This is a genomic window from Bacillus mesophilum (genome assembly GCF_008923265.1).
Taxonomy (GTDB): Bacteria; Bacillota; Bacilli; order Bacillales; family Cytobacillaceae; genus Cytobacillus; species Cytobacillus mesophilum.
In genome coordinates this window covers 70,955-87,856 of record NZ_WBOT01000009.1, presented here as the reverse complement: position 1 = coordinate 87,856, position 16,902 = coordinate 70,955, and the positions used below count along the sequence as shown (strand labels likewise).

Here is a 16,902-nt window from a genome sequence, read left to right as displayed (position 1 = left end):
GTTGAAATGACACTTCTTTATTATAACAGGAATTGGGAAAAAACTGCTTGCGAAACAGTCCTGAAGAGGGGAAGAAAATTCTGGGTCTTTTTCTTCAACTAAACAAATAATAGCTTATATGTAACAATGCGGACTGCCCTCATAGGTCAGTCCGCAAACTACTAATCTAATATGCTACACCAGTGCGAGTATGTGTTTTAGCGAACTCATCTGGATTTGGGTCAAAATAGTCTTCATTGTATTTTGCTGTAAAAACATCATCGTCCACATAGCCAGAACCCCATGTTGGATCCATTGTCAGCCAGTTTCCATCTACCTTCGCTTCTACCCATGCATGATTGCCAGGCAATATGCCGCTTCCTTTCGCCTTGCCTTCTACAAATCTAGCTTCAATATCAGCAGCACGCAGCATGGCGATCGCTAAATACGCATAATCCTGACAAACGCCTTTTTTAAGTTCCAGAACTTTTAATGCACTGTCATCCCAATTAAAATTATCTGTTTCATATTTTTCAACATCATATGCAATATTTTTAGCTACATATTCATAGACCGCTTTCACTTTTTCCCGCTCACCAGCAATGCCGCCGGTTACTTCCTCTGCCAAGCTGATGATTTGCGGGTCATCGGACTGCACACCTCTTGACGGCAGGAGATCCCGCTCATCTGGTGCAGTGGAATCTACATGGAACTTCGCGAAGCCAAAATATCGGAAATAGTCACTATTCTCCTCTTTGATCTCAGGAACACTCACCGTCACTTCATATATGCCCGGACCAAATCTTAAATGAAAGGAATCATTAAATTGGTAATCCTCAACAGGAATGACATCCAATGCTTCATCTTCCCCTTTTTTGGTTGTGATATAGATATGATCTGTTTCAGGACCAAATTCTGCGTTAGGGTCAATTGTTCCTTTAACCTCATAGACTCCATCTGTCTCTTCTCCTCCATACTGAGGAAAATCAAGAGTTACTCCTCGCTCCATATATGTCTTTGAGTATTCAATCGGCTCCATTATTTGTTCTGACTCGTTATCTATTAAAAGCGTTGTTGCCGTTTGGTAATAATTTTCCCGCTCTTCATCTGGCACAAGCACTTCAAGCTCGTGAAGGCCTGCTCCATAGAAAAGAGGAACGTCATATGAAAACTCGCCGCCATCGAGCGGGATTAAATGCTTCCATGTTTCGCTGTCTTTTCGCAGCACAAGCATTAAGGTATCATCATCCGTTAATTCCGTCACTGCTCCTTTTAAGGAGAATACCTCTTCTTCTTGCAAATAACTTGTATCGCCTTCAAGGTTCAATCCGGCTTCAAATCCAAATGGCGTATAGCTAATATCCCTATTCATATCTGGATTCACATTCTCAACCGTAAATTTAGCTGTATCATAATAATAGTTATCACGATCCGTACTCGGCACCTGAACCTCGACTCGATACTCTCCTTCACCGTTAAAGAAGCGAATATCCTGTTTAAATTCCCCATCAGTAATCGGTGCATAATACTCATGCTTATCACCCGCAGGGCCTTCCTCGTCTGCATGAATTTTTATCCAAACATAGTCTGACTTCAACTCAGCATGCTTTTCAATTGTGCCTTCAACGGTTACCTTGCCGTTTGCAGCAAAATGCTTATATGCAGGCTCGGCAATTTCCGCTCCTACTTCTTCGCTATAAGAAGTCAGCTCAAGCGGTTCGAGCTCCAGTTCCTCATTTTTCTCTTGTGCTAACTGGTCATATTGATCAGCCTTCTCTGTCTCCTCTTCTTCTTGGTTATTAGTGCTATCCGTTTTATCAGCACAGCCAGCTAAAAGAAGCAAACATGCCGATAAAAAGAGCATGAATAACCATGGTGCTTTTTTAATCATGTTTTTCCTCCCTTTACGCTTATTTCTTATGTATGTTTACGGTATTTCAGTAGAAAGGTTCCTGGGTAAAATTAACCATTCCTGGTTTTATAAGGTGAAATAAATGATGAGTAAAGTTCTTTTTTTTCATTACATGACCTGCTCTTTTCAAAGTTTATCTCTTTGATTAAGCTGCTGCACCAAACACAGTTATATTATAAAAGATTGATATTTTATAATATAAAACTTCTGCTTTTACTCTGACCGTTTCAATGTCAAACGAAAACTTGCGTGAGCCAAAGCAATCACAATAAGAAATAAAACAAAAACGATTGTTAATACAAGGCTTGCCCCGAACCCATTTACAGACCAATATCCAATCGCCGTAGCCGCCGCGCTTCCCAAATAGGCAAAGGAAACAATCACCTTCCCAATTTTCGTACGAGGTTCATTTGCTTCTGTTAGAACAAAATTCGGGAATCTAAATGCAATAAAAATGGTTAAGATTAACATCACGAGTAGAATGCTTGAAATCACGATGCCACCGCCGGCTCTTATGATCGTCAATGCCATAAACACAGAAGTAAGGTCAAGATAAATTACTGTAACCAATCCTCTAAACCCTAAATAATAATGCCACTTTTTTATTTTCATCAGAATTGATAATACAATCATTAAAAAGATCACTGCACTGCCAATAACCACGGCAATGGGCTCTGCTTCTGGATAAAACATAAAACCTAAAATCGCTAAACTTGGTAAGATCCATAGATAGATTATATTATCAGCCAGCGGATCCTCACGGTATGCTCCTAAATTCACTATAAACACCTCTATTTTTCTTAAAAAGACAGCCAGACTGTTTAGCGATCTGCTAATAGAAAGGACACTGAATGTGAAAAAAGAACTAAACCTGCTGCAAATAAAGGTCAGTTCTTTCCGTTTGATCCTATTCTTATTCTGATTCTTCTTCAGGAAGTTCCGGGAAGTTCATGCCGCTTGCATATACATTTTCCATATAAGCAAGAGTTGGTCCATACCCTTTTTGCGGAATATCTTCTATAAATCTTGAGATATACTTATTATCCGAAACAGATTCAAATCGAACCGTTGATTCCACCTCAACTCGCCATTTATCAAGAGAAAATGAGATCTCCGTGTCCTCTGTTCTGGCATGATTACTGTTAATAACATTCATGACAGCCGAACGAACTAAAGCTTCTGCCCCAGCTTTCGTTTCTGATAATTCTCTTCTTAATTCTTGTTTTAAAAAACCATTCTCAATTAACCGCTCCTGTGTTAATACCTCATTAACAGCTTTAATATACGCTGTCGATTCATCACTGCCGCTGCTCAGATATTGGTTCTTTTTATCCTCAATTTGTTCAGAGTACGATTTTCCTTCCGCTAATTCATGAATTTCCCTAATCAGCAGGTAGTTCGGATTTCTTTCATAGTTTTCAATGGCTTGCGCTGTATTTTCTATCAGTACTGCCGTTCCTGCTAAAGCAGCCTGCTCTGCGGAAAGACTGCTATGCTCCTTTACAATATAGACTTTTACTATATTGATCGTCAGGACAAATATAATGGCCACAATCCCAAGGAGCCACAGCATGAAGATTGCGGCATTTCCTCTTTCATTATTCAGCCACTTCATTCTGTATACAAAACCTTTCCAAATGCTTCTTCATTCAATTCGAAAGTTGCCTGCTCCCTCCACATATCCGGTACAAAACTTAATGTGTGCTCTGTGTACAGAACAAGCTTGAAATCTCCGTTAGTCGAATATTCTCGAATGAGATTTTTATAGGATAAAACACTGCTGGATCCAATTGATTCCCTAGCTGTTTGCATTGCTTCCTGAAGATCATTGGTAGCTGCATAGGTCTTCGCTGCGTCATTCGCTGCCGTTTTAGCGGTAAAGACTGCATAGCCTGTGCCAACCACTTGCCAAAGGAGCAAGAAAAATAGAAAGAAAAACGGCAAAATTCCTAAGAATTCTAAACTAATTGCCCCATCCTCATTTTGCCATTTGGGGCGCAAGAGCTTTTTCATTGATATCAACGTCCCCTAACCTGTTCAATTTATACTGGATATACCAAACATGAAATAACACAAGAAGCCAAGAGGCAAATAATTTCTCCTCATATGCATCTTCTATAATTGTTTTTAAACGAAAGACAGAATAATAGAGTATTCCTAAAAAATAATAGGAAAATATCATATCAATTGAATCAAAAAGGGCTACTCCATATGGTGTCAGAAAAATTGGACCAATAAACTTATATAAAAAGGATAATGAGAGAAGAACGAGAAAGACTCCCCACCACTTAAACGGGATATACCCAGAACCTTCATACTCTCTTATGGCATGACGTCTGCTTAAAAACCAGTAGGCTAAATACACACCTAGAGTTAAAATTGAAAATAATACAACTAACGCAACATGCACTTGTTTAAATCCAGTTGCTGTTTGTTCTGTTTCTGTCATTTTCTTCACCTTCTTTACGCAAAATCTTTTCGATATTTAAACGTTAAATAGAAATATACTACCGGAAAAATGAGTGAATTAATTAAGGCACGAAGAACAATAAAGACTAGTGTGTTATTCTCAAAGCCTCCAAGCAAGTATAATGACCCTGACCAAACGAGCACATTCAAGGAAACAATAATGAGAACATCGATAAATAAAAATATATGCTCTCTTTTAATAATTTCCCAAACCCCTTGCATCGCGTCCTTAATACTTTCGCGATCCGCATATAATGGAAAAAGTAGAATAATCAGCACTGCTATTAAACTTGGAATAAAGAGGAGTACGGATCCGAACATTCCAATTGCGAAAAATACAATCGTAATGGCAGCCACAAATCCGAATTTCATGATAAAAAATGACAGAATTTGCTTTAAATTCACCTCTTGTTCAGTTCGATCCATTTTAGCTATGAGAAAAAAGGGAGGGAATAAAATTGTGAAGTTTAAAACCCATAATGCTAAAGCAGGAATGTTTGCATATTCCAGCGTATTTAAATTAATTATGTAAACAATCGCAGCATAGTTAAAGAATGTAATTGGCACAACTAAGATTAAACATATCAGCAGTATATTAATGATATTTCGATTGTATAGGTCCGCTACATCTCTAAGCAAAGGTTTCTCCCCCTCTCTTCTCCTTTATTTTTACCGTTACGAATGTTGCCAGCAGTGACAATGCTGTATTGTAAACCAAGCTGCTGTTAATTTCGGCTGGATCGGCCAAAACCATAACATCCAGCAAATAGATTGCGGCAACTAAGTTTAAAACTGTTAACGTGACACTTAGCATAAAACTTGCAAAATACGGCGTCTTTTTATTCCACATAGGGGCCAATACTCCGGCTAACAGATAACAAAAGAAATACATCATTGCCAGCAAAGCTCCCATATGATTAAGTCCCACGAAGCCCAAAACAAAGGACAGGGCAATAAACACAAGTAAAACAATGCCTAACGTTTTTAAAAAACCGGAGAAACTAAACATCTCTTACACCCCCGTATTCAAAGAAATTTTCACCAAACAGCTGACTGCACCTATTTATTGCAGCTTATTACGACTTAAACACGACATGAGTTCCAGTTTCTGGTGTTTTGTGGCGCGATTCCCGCTTAAAACGCGACTCCATTTTCCAGTTCCTGGTGTTTCGTGGCGTGATTACCGCTTAAACACGACACTATTTTCCAGTTCCTGGTGTTTCGTGTCTTAATTACGGCTTAAACACGACTCTTTTTTCCAGGTTTTGGTTTTTCATGTCTCGATTACCGCTTAAACACGATTCTGTTTTCCAGTTCCTGGTGTTCCGTGTCTCGATTACGGCCTAAACACGACTCCTTTTCCAGGTTTTGATTTTAATAGCGCCTATTTTATTTCAGCTGGCTTTTTTAATAATGCTGTTGATACAAACGTCAGTAATAAGCCCAGCAAATAAGCAAATATTGCAACAAAAAAAGCTCCCGAACCATCATTCAGGCTCGCTAAAATAACCATCTCTTGGCCATATCGGAAGGAGAAAGCACCAACGATCAAAAAGATCACCAGCACAAGCATGACACCGAGATATAATTTGGACTTCTGCGGATTATAGAAGGCTTGAAAGATAACTTCTTTCCTATAAAGCGCATATGCGACTACAAGCAAGTATGCGATCAAGATTAGCCAAAATGGTACGCCCGCTGTTAAACGGAATAAAGGGAACACCGCAAATAATCCCAATGTAGCTACGAGTAAAAAAGCTGTTAAGGAATTAAACCGGACAATCTCCATATCCTTCTTCCACCAAGTCCAGGCGATCACAGCCTCAATCGCTGTAATCAGCATGAATAACAAAAAGATATTAAGTGACCCCGAGGGGATTAGGCTCAAAATAGTCCCCATTAAGAGGTTTGAGCCTAATAAATACATTCCATTTCCATCAAAGAATTTCTTTGCTGTTCTCTCTACATCTTTAACCAAATAAACCACCCAGTTTCTTCAAGCCTCCGCCAACCCAATCGTAGGCTTTTTTAATTCCATCTGAAACAGCTTTCTTTACCTTTCGGCCGGTAGCTGTTCCATTGATTAAGTAAGTGGTTCCGATACCTGCAAGTAAACCTGCTCCTGCTCCAACAATTGTTCCGAGTCCTGGGACGACCGATCCAGCGACTGCACCGGCTGCCATACTGGAAGCCACACTTCCGATACCAGTTGATACAACACCAACAGCCACATCTGTAGTTAAATCGGCAGCAAAGTTGGTAGAAGCGAGGCCAATATCACTCTTAGATCCCCAGCCATAATCAAATACACTGCTCGCAGCTGTAGTAATATAACCGACAGGGCCGCTTAGCTTTAGCATATTGCTCTTGGCAAAGAAATCTTTATTAAACACACTTGTGCTCAGCCAGTTTTTTGGATTGAAAACTTTGCTGCTGAACGGGCTCCAGCTGTTTTTAATCGAATTTTTGACTGAATTTCCAACATGGCTCCAAAAGCCTCTATCAGTCGGTCTCAATTTTTTGCTATCCAAAAAAGCATTCAGTCTTGTTTCACTAATTCTTCTTGAGTTTGGTCCGAGATTTCTCTCTTCCCCATTAAAGGTGTAATTTTTATATCTTTGATATAAATTATCAAGCAAGCTATTGTTATAGCCATTTTTCCCATAGATCGCATAGTTAGAAGTTCCCGGAATCGGAGCATATTTAAATCCAGCAGCCATTGATAACACTGCACCAGCTACATCCCGATTCAGAAAACCTAAGCCAAATGATTTAAAGTCACCAATTGCTCCAGTCACATGACTAAAAACTCCTTTAGAGCCATCAGTTGATTTAAATATGACATTGTACCAAGGAGGAACATCACCTGCATCAGAAGAATTCCCCAATGGCGCGTTGCCTCCGTTGGCTGCGTCGCCGTTGGCACCATTTCCACCGTTGGCTGCGTCGCCTCCATTAGCGGCATTTCCGCCATTTGCTGCGTCGCCTCCATTGGCTGCATTTCCGCCATTTGCTGCGTCGCCACCGTTAGCGGCATCTCCGCCATTCGCTGCATCGCCACCGTTAGCGGCATTTCCGCCGTTCGCCGCGTTGCCACCGTTAGCGGCATTTCCGCCATTTGCGGCATCGCCACCGTTAGCGGCATTTCCGCCATTTACTGCATCGCCACCGTTAGCGGCATTTCCGCCATTCACTGCGTTGCCTCCGTTAGCGGCATTTCCGCCGTTCGCCGCGTCGCCTCCGTTGGCAGCATTTCCGCCATTCGCCGCGTCGCCTCCGTTCGCTGCGTCGCCTCCTGCAATGGCGTTGCCACCTTGAACGGCATTACCAGCGTTAATTGGGTTTCCCTGCCAATAAAATGAACTTGGCGGTGCTGGAGGTGCATTCGGGATCATAAATGACCCAAGATTAAGTGGTGAACCCGGTAAAATTGGCTGCCCTGATACTCCACCTGCATTACCACCATTTACTGGATTTCCTGGATCATATGCCTTACCAGGAATAATAAAAGTCCCTCCTGAAATTGGCTTACCTGGTGTGAAACTTTTTCCTGGTGTAATCGGTTTTCCCGGTGTAATAAAACCAGCTGCTCCAACAACTGCTGGAAAAGCACTCCAAAAGACTAGTACACCAATCATTAGAAGAGCAACCACACGTTTAAACAATCTTTCACTCAAAAATAATCACCTCACTTATTGAGCATTAGTTTGATATTTTTCCTCGAGTGCATTTAGTGCTTCTGAAAAACTTTGATTATTCAAATCTTCTAATTGCAGTTTAAAGTCCTCAATTTCCTTTTTGACCCAATCATGAAATTCTTTATTTTTACTTTTTAAGTAATCATAGGAGTCTCGATCCATTTTTTCTTCTTCTTTAAAATTGAACAAAATCGTATCAATGTCAGATCTCTGATACGTTGCAGTGGATTCTTCTGTTGTAATATAACTAAAGATACTAAGATCATTCTGTACTTGTTTTCGTTCCAGTTTCGTTTGACTTTGATCTTTCCAATTCTGCCATGTCTCAGCAAGATCTTTGACACGGTCAAACTCCTTCTCCAATTCACTTTGATCATTTACCTTTTGGTAAATCCCTTCAGTTTCATTCGCAATTTCAATCAATTCATTTTGCCCTTCAGCATCCACATCAAATCCAATGACATTTATAATTGGAGATATATTAGAATTATAGAGATTTTTTGCGGCTTCTACAGGATTATCCTCACATGTTGATACACCATCACTTACAAGATAAATTATATTCGTGTTATTTTCTCCACTCATTTGTGCTAAATCATTTTGAGCTTCCTTTAACGCAAGTCCTGTAGGTGTCCAGCCATTTGGCTGAATACTCTCTAATGCCTGATTAAATGTATTTTGATCGTAGCTGTTTACCTGATAGACAATGTCACTGCTTGAACATGAAAGCTGCTTATCCTCATTTGAACTGCTTCCCTCATGACCATACACTCTGAGCCCCACTTTGGCTCCTTCAGGAAGCGATTGTACAAATTTTGTAATCGTTTCTTTCGCTGCTGTCATTTTTGGTGTTCCCTTTGCATCAGCCGCCATACTCCCTGATGCATCTAATACAATCATTACATTTAAATGTTCCTTCAATTGATACCTTGTATCTTCTATTTCTGGATCCCCTAAAGCTTCAAATTTTAATTTTCTCATCAATTGTTCAGGACCTGTAAATTGGTCCTGAACCATTGATAATAGAGTACGATAATAATGATCAAGTTCAGTCTGTGATGGATTATTGCTTATATCAGGAAGATCTTTAAAGGCTTCTAATGTCTTCTCCGGCTCCGTATTCGACGGGTTAAAATCTGCTAATTCTCCAACAGGCTGATTAGCAAGTTCTTCATACGTAGAAGGAAGAGGCTCAGCCTCAATGTCTTCTTCAGCAACAGGTTCACTATCTTCCGTTTCAGATACTTCAGATGTTTCCGATGATACTTCCTGCTCATTATTAGTGATTTCATTTTCTTTATTTGAACTATTTTCATCATTGTTGCACGCCAGAAGCAATAGTGGTGCAATGAGTATGAATAAAATTATTTTGAGTTTTTTCATCGTTACACCATCCCAATTGTTGCTCATCATCCTACCATATCTGTGATCTTTTGAATGATGTTTTCAATAATAGAACTTATTCCACCTTCCTGATTACTAACCGCTGTCGAAACAATCCCTAATACAAGAATGAGTAGAGCTGCAATTCCTAACCACTCGAGTGATTGTGCTCCTTTTTCGTTTTTCACCGGATTCATTACTTTTGTCCAAGCCTTAATCATCATGTTTTTCATTGTAAATCTCTCCTTTTTTAGTTAAATAAGTTAAATAAATTACTGCTATCTTTAAACATATTGATAGCCATCAGGCCGCCAATTAAAATGATGGCAGACGGCATAACAATAAAAGTGGTTATCAAGGTGACCTTCGGTGAGGCTTTTGCTGCCTCCTCTTTAATTTTTTCCTTCTTGATCTTCCGCATTTCTTCGGATTGCTGTTTAAAGGTCTTGGAAATCGGAACACCAAGCCGTTCACCTTGAATTAATGATTTAATCAGCATCTGGAACTCCCTGCTTTCATTGCGCTTTAAGAGTTCTCGATAGGCATCTGCTCTTGGCACCCCTACATCTGTTTCTTGTATAAACCGGCCAAATTCATCTTTAACAGGTCCTTCAAAATAAGGGACAATATCTCTAAGAGCTTGATCTAAGCCGACACCTGCCTGCAAAGTTACACTCATCGTATCGAGAAAATCAGGAAGCTGATAGGAAAGCTCAGCCTGACGGTTTTTTGCCTTTTTCTTAAGCCAAAAAATCGTCAGCATATAGGCGGCCACTGGCAGCAAAATGACCGAAACTTCCGCAAATGGCAGTCGAAGAACAAGTGATACTCCTCCTGCAATGACACCAACAATAAGTAAAAAGATTTTCAAACCTTGAAATCGTTCTACTGTCAATCCATATGGAAAGCCAGCCTGCATTAGCTGCTTTTTTATTTCTTCATTTTCACTAAAGAAATTGATTCTCTGACCAATGCCAGAAAAGTCATCAGCATATTGCAGCATTTTTGAGATCATTTTTTCTTTTCTTGTAATCTTTTTTTCAAATGAATTATAGATAAATGTTTTCTCTTTTATTTCTTCTTTAAGTCTCTCTTTTGAAATGAGATATTTATAAAAGCTTCTTAAAGAAAGGGCAACAAAGATTAAACATAAGCTAACAATAATAAGGATTAATCCATCCATCTTTTCACACCCTAATATTCGTCACTTTTCGGACTAGAATGAACGTTAGTACGGTTCCAGCTACGAAAAATGCGAGCAGGAAGAGTCCCAATCCAGAAAATAACGGATCTAAAAATCCATCGATGACATTATTCATCATTAACACTAGAAATATAGGAATCACCGGAACAATATAAGAAACATATCTTTGTTCAGCAGTCATTGTTTTGATCTCCTGCTGCAGGATTTTTCGATCTTCCAAGGTCTGACTCATTTCATCAAGAACAGCGTAGAGATTCCCTCCAGCCTTCTTTTGGATCAGCATAGTGGCGACAAAGAGCTGAAACTCCCTGCTGTCAATGCGTTTCTCCATTGCTTTAAGACCTGCATTAAAATCGATTCCTAATGAAAGTTCCTGAGCGAGCCTGCGGAACTCACTTTTAGCTGGCTCACTCACTTCCTGTGCAACAAGGTTAATTCCTTGCGTCAATGTCATACCTGAGCGGCTGGAGTTGGCCAATGTTCGGCAAATCTCCGGAAGCTGTTCAATAATACGCTGCTTCATATAATTTTTTCGTATTAAAAACAGCAGCCTTTTGCCTCCTTCAAGCACTAAAGCAGCAACAAGCAGATTGACCGGAAATTGAATGCCGAAGAAATTCTGCAAGGCGATAATAATTCCCATAAAAATAACAACATGTGCTCCAAGGTATTCAGATGGTGTTAAAGGAATATTGGCACTGCGAAGCTTTTCATAAATCGGCTGCGCTGTTTCCGTTTGATCAAACTTCGTGCCGAGCAGAACAATAACACTTTTTCTCTTCACTCCATCGTTGTAAAACTCATGAACATCCTTGCGCCACTCCCGTTTTTTCATCCGGTAATCGAGTATGAAATAGATGGAGATAATCAACATAAGAGCGGCAAACATGGATAGAAAAAACTCGGCCATTACTTTACCTCCTCATAAACAGGCGTAAAGGAAGACTCAGGGATATTTATTCCAAAGACCTTTAACTTATCAAGGGAAGCTGGGATGTAACCTGTCGGTGTATAAAAGCCTTCGATTGCTCCATCTGATGACATGCCTGTTCTTTTAAAATGAAATATTTCTTTTACAGAATGTGAGCCATCTTGCTCTTCGACAACTTCAGAAATGGAGATGATTTTTCTTGTACCATCGGTTAGTCGGGTAGCTTGAATAATGATATCTAGTGCACCGACGATATATTCCCGGACAATATGACTGGGCAGCTCCATTCCAGCCATAACAACCATTGCTTCTACCCTTCTTAAAGCGTCATCCGGTGAATTGGCGTGTACAGTCGTCAGCGAGCCTTCATGACCCGTGTTCATTGCCTGCAGCATATCAAAGGCCTCACCACTTCTGACCTCACCGACAATAATACGATCCGGTCTCATCCGGAGTGCGTTTTTCACAAGCTGACGAATACTTACCTCTCCGCTTCCTTCCACATTGGCCGGACGTGCTTCAAGACCAGCTACATTTGGGCGGTTCAGCCTTAATTCGGCTGAATCCTCAATGGTTACAACTCTCTCTCCATGCGGGATTGATGCTGCTAATACGTTTAGGATCGTGGTTTTTCCGCTTCCCGTACCTCCGGAAATTAACGTATTCATTTTTGCCTTTACAACACCATCTAAAAATTGGGACATAGCAGAATTAAGAGCATTGAAGTTTAATAGATCATCCATTGTAAACGGCTCTTTCCGGAACTTACGGATCGATACCAATGTGCCATTCAGACTTATTGGCGGTATTACGGCATTGACACGGCTTCCGTCCGGCAGCCTGGCATCAACCATTGGAGAGCTTTCATCAATTCTTCTCCCGATTGGAGCTACGATTCGGTCAACAATATGTCTGACATGATCATCATCGCGAAATTTTACATCCGTCAGCTCCAGCTTCCCTAACCGTTCAACATAAACCTCTTCAAAGCCATTGATTAAGACCTCTGTTATCGATGAATCATTTATTAAGGGCTCAAGTGGTCCATAACCAACCGATTCATCTAGTATTCTTGTAATTAATATCTCTTTATCATGGCGGGAGATAATCACTTTCTCCTCTGCCATGAATTGGCTCACAAACTGTTCAATGCTAAGACGCATTTCCCCTTGGGACAGCTTGGTCAGCGCCTCTAAATTCGTATCTCGAAGCAGCCTTGACTTGTAATGCTCAACCAATTCGTCCACTAAGTGATTTTCATATTGATAGGATTGCAGTTTGGCTGAGCTGATGATTTTCTCTTTTCTTTTATCAAATAAGGATGCCATTCGCCAAACCTCCTATTCCAGTACAGAAAGTCCCCATTTCTTCACATCTTTTGCAAATGGAATGAGCCTTCTTTCCTTCGCTGTTTTTCTAATTGGCTCTCCTTTATTCAAGAAAGGCTGTAGTCCTTTATTATCCAATCTGACAGTTGCTGCGAGCGGAAATCTTAGTACATTTTTAATATCCTTTACCTGCACCTCATTATCTTTGCTTGTTTTATTCAAAATAATGGAAGTGCGTGACGGCAATTCAATTCCCAGTCTCACTGAAAGCTCTTCAAATTGCTTTAGCACCTTTAAAGATGGTGTATCTGGTGTTAACACATAAAAAATACGATCTGATTCTTCAAGCGCTGTTACAACATGATTATTCATATAAGAAGGCAGATCAACGATGACAAAATCAAAGCTTCGTCTGCATGTTCTCAACAATTTAGCTACAAAATCCTCTGTTATTTTCTCTGCAGTCTCAGCATCACAGGGACTGATCAGCACCTCAAGCTTAGAGCTTTCCAGCTTTTGCGAGACATTTCGGATATGACTTTCATTAAGTTCACTCACAACCGGCATAAGATCAGCTATAGAGCGGTTAGACTCAATGGCCATTAACGTTTCAAGCCCGCCAAATTGTAAATTCAAATCAATCAGAATTACCTCTGCTGTTGACTCGACCTTAATTGTCTGTGCAAATGCGGATGCCAAGTTAGATTTGCCGCTTCCGCCATTCCCGCTGAAAATCGAAAAGATTTGCCCTCTTCCTCTTGTAAAAGAAGACAACGTTTCAGTTTGTTTTGACTTATTAGCTTCATAGCTTTGAAAAATAGCAGGTATTCTGCTGATGAATAAACTATGTTCTTCCGGGTAAACAAAGAACTCAGAAGCACCAGCCTTTGTAATACTGCGAAGCTGGCTAAAGTCGGAGCTTTTCGCAATAAACATAACTAAAGTAGTCGGACTTACCGATTTTATATATTCAATACTCTCAACTGCAATATCAGTGTCAGGCTGTACAAAAATGACAATGTCCCGATCTTCACGGTTCATTTCTCTGACAACATCTCTTGATTCAATCAGCTGAACCGAGTAGCTTCCTGACATGGCATTTAAAATCTGATTATGAATAACCTCATCATCACTGACTAATAATACTTTTAGATTCGACTCCATACGATTCCCTCTTAGTTATTATTTTGATCGGCTTCTGTTTCACTCTCTTCGGATGAATCAGCTGCACCATCCTCGGCTTCAGCCTCTTCATTTGCTGCTTCCTCATCATTCGCTGGCGGCTGTTCTTCCTCCGCGGTGTCTTGATCTGGCTGATCTGGCAACTGAGCTGGAGATATATCCTCTTTCCCAACATTCGCCTTTAAGACTCTTACCTTGTCTGCGTAATTTTGCATATGTATGAGTCTAGGAGCGTCTTCTATGCTAACTTCAAGCGCCACACCAGCGAAGTCCTCTTCCGTTCCCTGCGCAAAGGCAACAGGTACATCTCTCATGAATACTTCTGTCTTTTGCTCACCATTATTGTCTGTTGAAACAACGATATCGACACGATCCAATGTCTCAACCACTTGATCAAACTGAACCTTTTCAGAAGGATACATAGCGACAAGACGGTTATTTTCATCCCGCAATTCAGTAAACGGCTTTAACATGTTATTAGTAATGATTTCTCCTTCTGCTAATGGCACAACTGAAACATTATTGATAATTTCGTCTTTATCTGTTATGTGCGCATCATTCAGAAACTTATTCGGGATGTCCATTGTTCTAATTTGACTGCCCTCAATTAATGTCCTAACAGGGATATTGCCATTGGCAATATATATTTTCGTCATCCCTCCCAATTCTGCATTCAGATCTCTTACCTTATCCAGAACAAGATATCCCGCTCCAGCTGCTAGCAGAAAGGCAAGCAATAGAAATATGGCGGCTCTTCTCTTCGACTCTAACATCCTGTTTCTTCTCTCCCACAGTAGTTCTTTTGTTTTTTTAAAAAGCTATTCAGCTGCCCAAGTAATACACTGGTCAGCAGCTCTTACATTTTGAGAAGAATTAGCTCCTGTTCTCTATTTCGTTTATCAAGCTGTTTTCTTTTTCAAAACATAAGAAATATTGGAAAACTTTTCCCTACCTTATACCTCGGTTACACTTAACTAAACCTATGCTTTTAGAAAAATTTTCTTTTTTGATGCTATATATTAACTAACACGCGTTCACATTCCCGTCAAACTCTCTGGGACAATGTCGAAATATGTCTGATAAATTTTCCCTATTATTCTCTCAAAATCGAGATTTTTCCTTGGTACCATATTCCTATCGATTAATAGGAGCATAGATATTTTTTTCAAAACAAATTTAAAATTCACTTTCCTTATATTACAAATGTTACAAATAGTAGTTATTTTTTCTTATTTTCTTTTTAATCAGGTGTTTTGAAATGTGATTGTTCGTGGATAAATAGTTTGAATTAAGAGTAATATTTCACTTCTAGGGTATTTGTTCTTTTTAAAGAACAGGATGGTTATGAGAAATTAGGCGGACAAGCTTCCCATTTCCTACTTAATTTAGAAGGAGGCAGAGAGATAGAAATAAATCAATCTTTATTTAATAAAATATTTCACAAAAAGAGGTTTAACTTTGATAAGTGCAGGGTAAGGGGTAGTATTATTATTTCCCTATTTTTCCTGCAAAAGGATGTTTTTGTTAATATGGAAATTATCACAGGTAATAAACGGATATAAGGGGGTAATCAAAATAGGAGAAAAAGTGATTAAAAGTCTCGTGGATCATTCTCCTGATCCAGTCATGCTATTACGGGACGGAATGATTATCTATAACAATCAACATGCTGCGGATTTGTTTGGAGTTCTTCACAAAAATGCACTGGAGGCCAGCAATATTTTTATGTCTGTATCAACTTCTTCGCTGCTCCCGTTTCAGCAATTACTTTTGAACCAGAAACAAGCGAGCACCATTCATTTTGAAGAATTTATATTTTACCGGCATGGAGGAGATTGCTTTGAAGCGGAGGTTAAAGCAATTCCCGTAGTATTCCATGAAGAAAAAGCTGTTTATCTGCTAATAAGAGACACCAAAGAACGAAAGAAAACAGAAGAACTTTTACTGCAAACGGAAAAACTAATGGCCGCTGGTCAGCTGGCTGCCGGCATTGCTCACGAAATACGCAATCCATTAACAGCCATAAAAGGGTTTCTTCAATTAACTGAAGATCATCATAACGATACAAAGCCATATTTTGAAATTATTCACGCAGAAATAGACAGAATTGAATTAATTCTGTCTGAGTTGTTAACTTTGGCAAAGCCAAAAGAAATGAAGTTTAAAGTCATGAACAAGGTGAAGGAATTGCTTGAGGATGTTACCACCTTAATAGAGACACAGGCCATCCTAAACAATGTTGAGATTGTAACAAATATGAGTTCCTGCACACCTTCTATTCAATGTGACGAAAACCAGCTAAAACAAGTTTTTATCAACTTACTAAAAAATAGTATTGAAGCAATGCCGGATGGAGGAAAAATCATCATTGATTTTGATGTTATACAGGATTCTATTCAAATTGCCTTCCGTGATGATGGACCAGGAATTCCAGATCATTTACTCAATCGAGTGCAAGAACCTTTTTTTACGACAAAAGAAAAGGGCACTGGATTAGGTTTAATGATCAGCAAGCAGATTATTGAAAATCATAGTGGCCGCTTTCATCTTTCCAGCGATGCAAAGGGCACTTCAATTATAGTAACACTACCAATTACATACCCGGGCTCTGAGGCTGTAAACATATAATGATAAGATTTAGTTGCTTGCCTTAAAAATATATAAGTTTCATTAAAGAGACTAGGCAAACTAGGTTGCCATTCATCAGTTGAAGCATTCAGAATACAAAGGAAATGTTCATCTTCATACTTAATTTTATGCAAACCTGACATAATAACCATTACTATTCAATAAAAGAGCCAAGATTGTTATATTAA

General features: G+C 39.5%; 17 protein-coding genes. 1 reads left to right on the top strand and 16 read right to left on the bottom strand.

Features of this window, described 5'->3' with window-relative positions; all coding sequences use genetic code 11:
• Positions 1–166: 166 nt before the first annotated feature.
• The 16 genes from F7732_RS20115 to F7732_RS20040 form a co-directional block, all read right to left on the bottom strand.
• Entirely contained in the window at positions 167–1,870 is a 1,704-nt protein-coding gene (locus F7732_RS20115) for a transglutaminase domain-containing protein (RefSeq protein ID WP_151575849.1), read from the bottom strand.
• 234 nt (positions 1,871–2,104) lie between these two features.
• Entirely contained in the window at positions 2,105–2,671 is a 567-nt protein-coding gene (locus F7732_RS20110; protein ID WP_151575848.1) for a hypothetical protein, read from the bottom strand.
• Between the two features lie 133 nt (positions 2,672–2,804).
• Complete coding sequence (locus F7732_RS20105) at positions 2,805–3,506, bottom strand: hypothetical protein (RefSeq protein WP_151575847.1); 702 nt, start codon at positions 3,504–3,506, stop codon at positions 2,805–2,807.
• Positions 3,503–3,904 carry a pilus assembly protein gene (locus F7732_RS20100; protein WP_151575846.1) on the bottom strand — a complete coding sequence of 134 codons (402 nt, stop codon included), beginning with the start codon at positions 3,902–3,904 and terminating at the stop codon, positions 3,503–3,505. The genes F7732_RS20105 and F7732_RS20100 overlap by 4 nt, the downstream gene beginning before the upstream one ends.
• Complete coding sequence (locus tag F7732_RS20095; protein WP_151575845.1) at positions 3,870–4,340, bottom strand: hypothetical protein; 471 nt, start codon at positions 4,338–4,340, stop codon at positions 3,870–3,872. Before F7732_RS20095 ends, F7732_RS20100 begins: the two co-directional genes overlap by 35 nt.
• Before the next feature lie 14 nt (positions 4,341–4,354).
• A complete protein-coding gene (locus F7732_RS20090; RefSeq protein ID WP_151575844.1) occupies positions 4,355–4,999 on the bottom strand; it encodes a hypothetical protein in 645 nt (214 codons plus the stop codon).
• A complete protein-coding gene (locus F7732_RS20085; RefSeq protein ID WP_151575843.1) occupies positions 4,992–5,369 on the bottom strand; it encodes a hypothetical protein in 378 nt (125 codons plus the stop codon). Before F7732_RS20085 ends, F7732_RS20090 begins: the two co-directional genes overlap by 8 nt.
• A gap of 375 nt (positions 5,370–5,744) precedes the next feature.
• Positions 5,745–6,338: a hypothetical protein gene (locus F7732_RS20080; protein WP_151575842.1), complete on the bottom strand. Its 594-nt coding sequence runs from the start codon at positions 6,336–6,338 to the stop codon at positions 5,745–5,747.
• Entirely contained in the window at positions 6,331–8,037 is a 1,707-nt protein-coding gene (locus F7732_RS20075) for a hypothetical protein (RefSeq protein WP_151575841.1), read from the bottom strand. Before F7732_RS20075 ends, F7732_RS20080 begins: the two co-directional genes overlap by 8 nt.
• Before the next feature lie 15 nt (positions 8,038–8,052).
• Positions 8,053–9,441 carry a vWA domain-containing protein gene (locus F7732_RS20070; protein WP_151575840.1) on the bottom strand — a complete coding sequence of 463 codons (1,389 nt, stop codon included), beginning with the start codon at positions 9,439–9,441 and terminating at the stop codon, positions 8,053–8,055.
• 26 nt (positions 9,442–9,467) lie between these two features.
• Entirely contained in the window at positions 9,468–9,674 is a 207-nt protein-coding gene (locus F7732_RS20065; RefSeq protein WP_151575839.1) for a hypothetical protein, read from the bottom strand.
• A 17-nt stretch (positions 9,675–9,691) separates the two neighbouring features.
• On the bottom strand, positions 9,692–10,624 hold the full coding sequence (locus tag F7732_RS20060) for a type II secretion system F family protein (RefSeq protein WP_151575838.1): 933 nt from the start codon (positions 10,622–10,624) through the stop codon (positions 9,692–9,694).
• 4 nt (positions 10,625–10,628) lie between these two features.
• Positions 10,629–11,555, bottom strand: a complete 927-nt coding sequence (locus F7732_RS20055; protein WP_151575837.1) for a type II secretion system F family protein — start codon at positions 11,553–11,555, stop codon at positions 10,629–10,631.
• Positions 11,555–12,904, bottom strand: a complete 1,350-nt coding sequence (locus tag F7732_RS20050; RefSeq protein WP_151575836.1) for a TadA family conjugal transfer-associated ATPase — start codon at positions 12,902–12,904, stop codon at positions 11,555–11,557. The genes F7732_RS20055 and F7732_RS20050 overlap by 1 nt, the downstream gene beginning before the upstream one ends.
• A 12-nt stretch (positions 12,905–12,916) precedes the next feature.
• Entirely contained in the window at positions 12,917–14,068 is a 1,152-nt protein-coding gene (locus F7732_RS20045) for an AAA family ATPase (protein WP_151575835.1), read from the bottom strand.
• A gap of 11 nt (positions 14,069–14,079) precedes the next feature.
• Positions 14,080–14,859 (bottom strand): SAF domain-containing protein, encoded by a 780-nt coding sequence (locus tag F7732_RS20040; protein ID WP_151575834.1) that lies wholly within the window; start codon positions 14,857–14,859, stop codon positions 14,080–14,082.
• Positions 14,860–15,673: 814 nt separating this feature from the next.
• Here F7732_RS20040 and F7732_RS20035 point away from each other — a divergent pair.
• A complete protein-coding gene (locus F7732_RS20035) occupies positions 15,674–16,714 on the top strand; it encodes an ATP-binding protein (protein ID WP_161598917.1) in 1,041 nt (346 codons plus the stop codon).
• Positions 16,715–16,902 lie beyond the last annotated feature (188 nt).

Coding starts and splice junctions, on each gene's coding strand:
- F7732_RS20115 (WP_151575849.1), bottom strand. CDS start 1,870: ATGATTAAAAAAGCACCATGGTTATTCATGCTCTTTTTATCGGCATGT.
- F7732_RS20070 (WP_151575840.1), bottom strand. CDS start 9,441: ATGAAAAAACTCAAAATAATTTTATTCATACTCATTGCACCACTATTG.
- F7732_RS20055 (WP_151575837.1), bottom strand. CDS start 11,555: ATGGCCGAGTTTTTTCTATCCATGTTTGCCGCTCTTATGTTGATTATC.
- F7732_RS20045 (WP_151575835.1), bottom strand. CDS start 14,068: ATGGAGTCGAATCTAAAAGTATTATTAGTCAGTGATGATGAGGTTATT.
- F7732_RS20065 (WP_151575839.1), bottom strand. CDS start 9,674: ATGAAAAACATGATGATTAAGGCTTGGACAAAAGTAATGAATCCGGTG.
- F7732_RS20060 (WP_151575838.1), bottom strand. CDS start 10,624: ATGGATGGATTAATCCTTATTATTGTTAGCTTATGTTTAATCTTTGTT.
- F7732_RS20105 (WP_151575847.1), bottom strand. CDS start 3,506: ATGAAGTGGCTGAATAATGAAAGAGGAAATGCCGCAATCTTCATGCTG.
- F7732_RS20040 (WP_151575834.1), bottom strand. CDS start 14,859: ATGTTAGAGTCGAAGAGAAGAGCCGCCATATTTCTATTGCTTGCCTTT.
- F7732_RS20100 (WP_151575846.1), bottom strand. CDS start 3,904: ATGAAAAAGCTCTTGCGCCCCAAATGGCAAAATGAGGATGGGGCAATT.
- F7732_RS20050 (WP_151575836.1), bottom strand. CDS start 12,904: ATGGCATCCTTATTTGATAAAAGAAAAGAGAAAATCATCAGCTCAGCC.
- F7732_RS20085 (WP_151575843.1), bottom strand. CDS start 5,369: ATGTTTAGTTTCTCCGGTTTTTTAAAAACGTTAGGCATTGTTTTACTT.
- F7732_RS20095 (WP_151575845.1), bottom strand. CDS start 4,340: ATGACAGAAACAGAACAAACAGCAACTGGATTTAAACAAGTGCATGTT.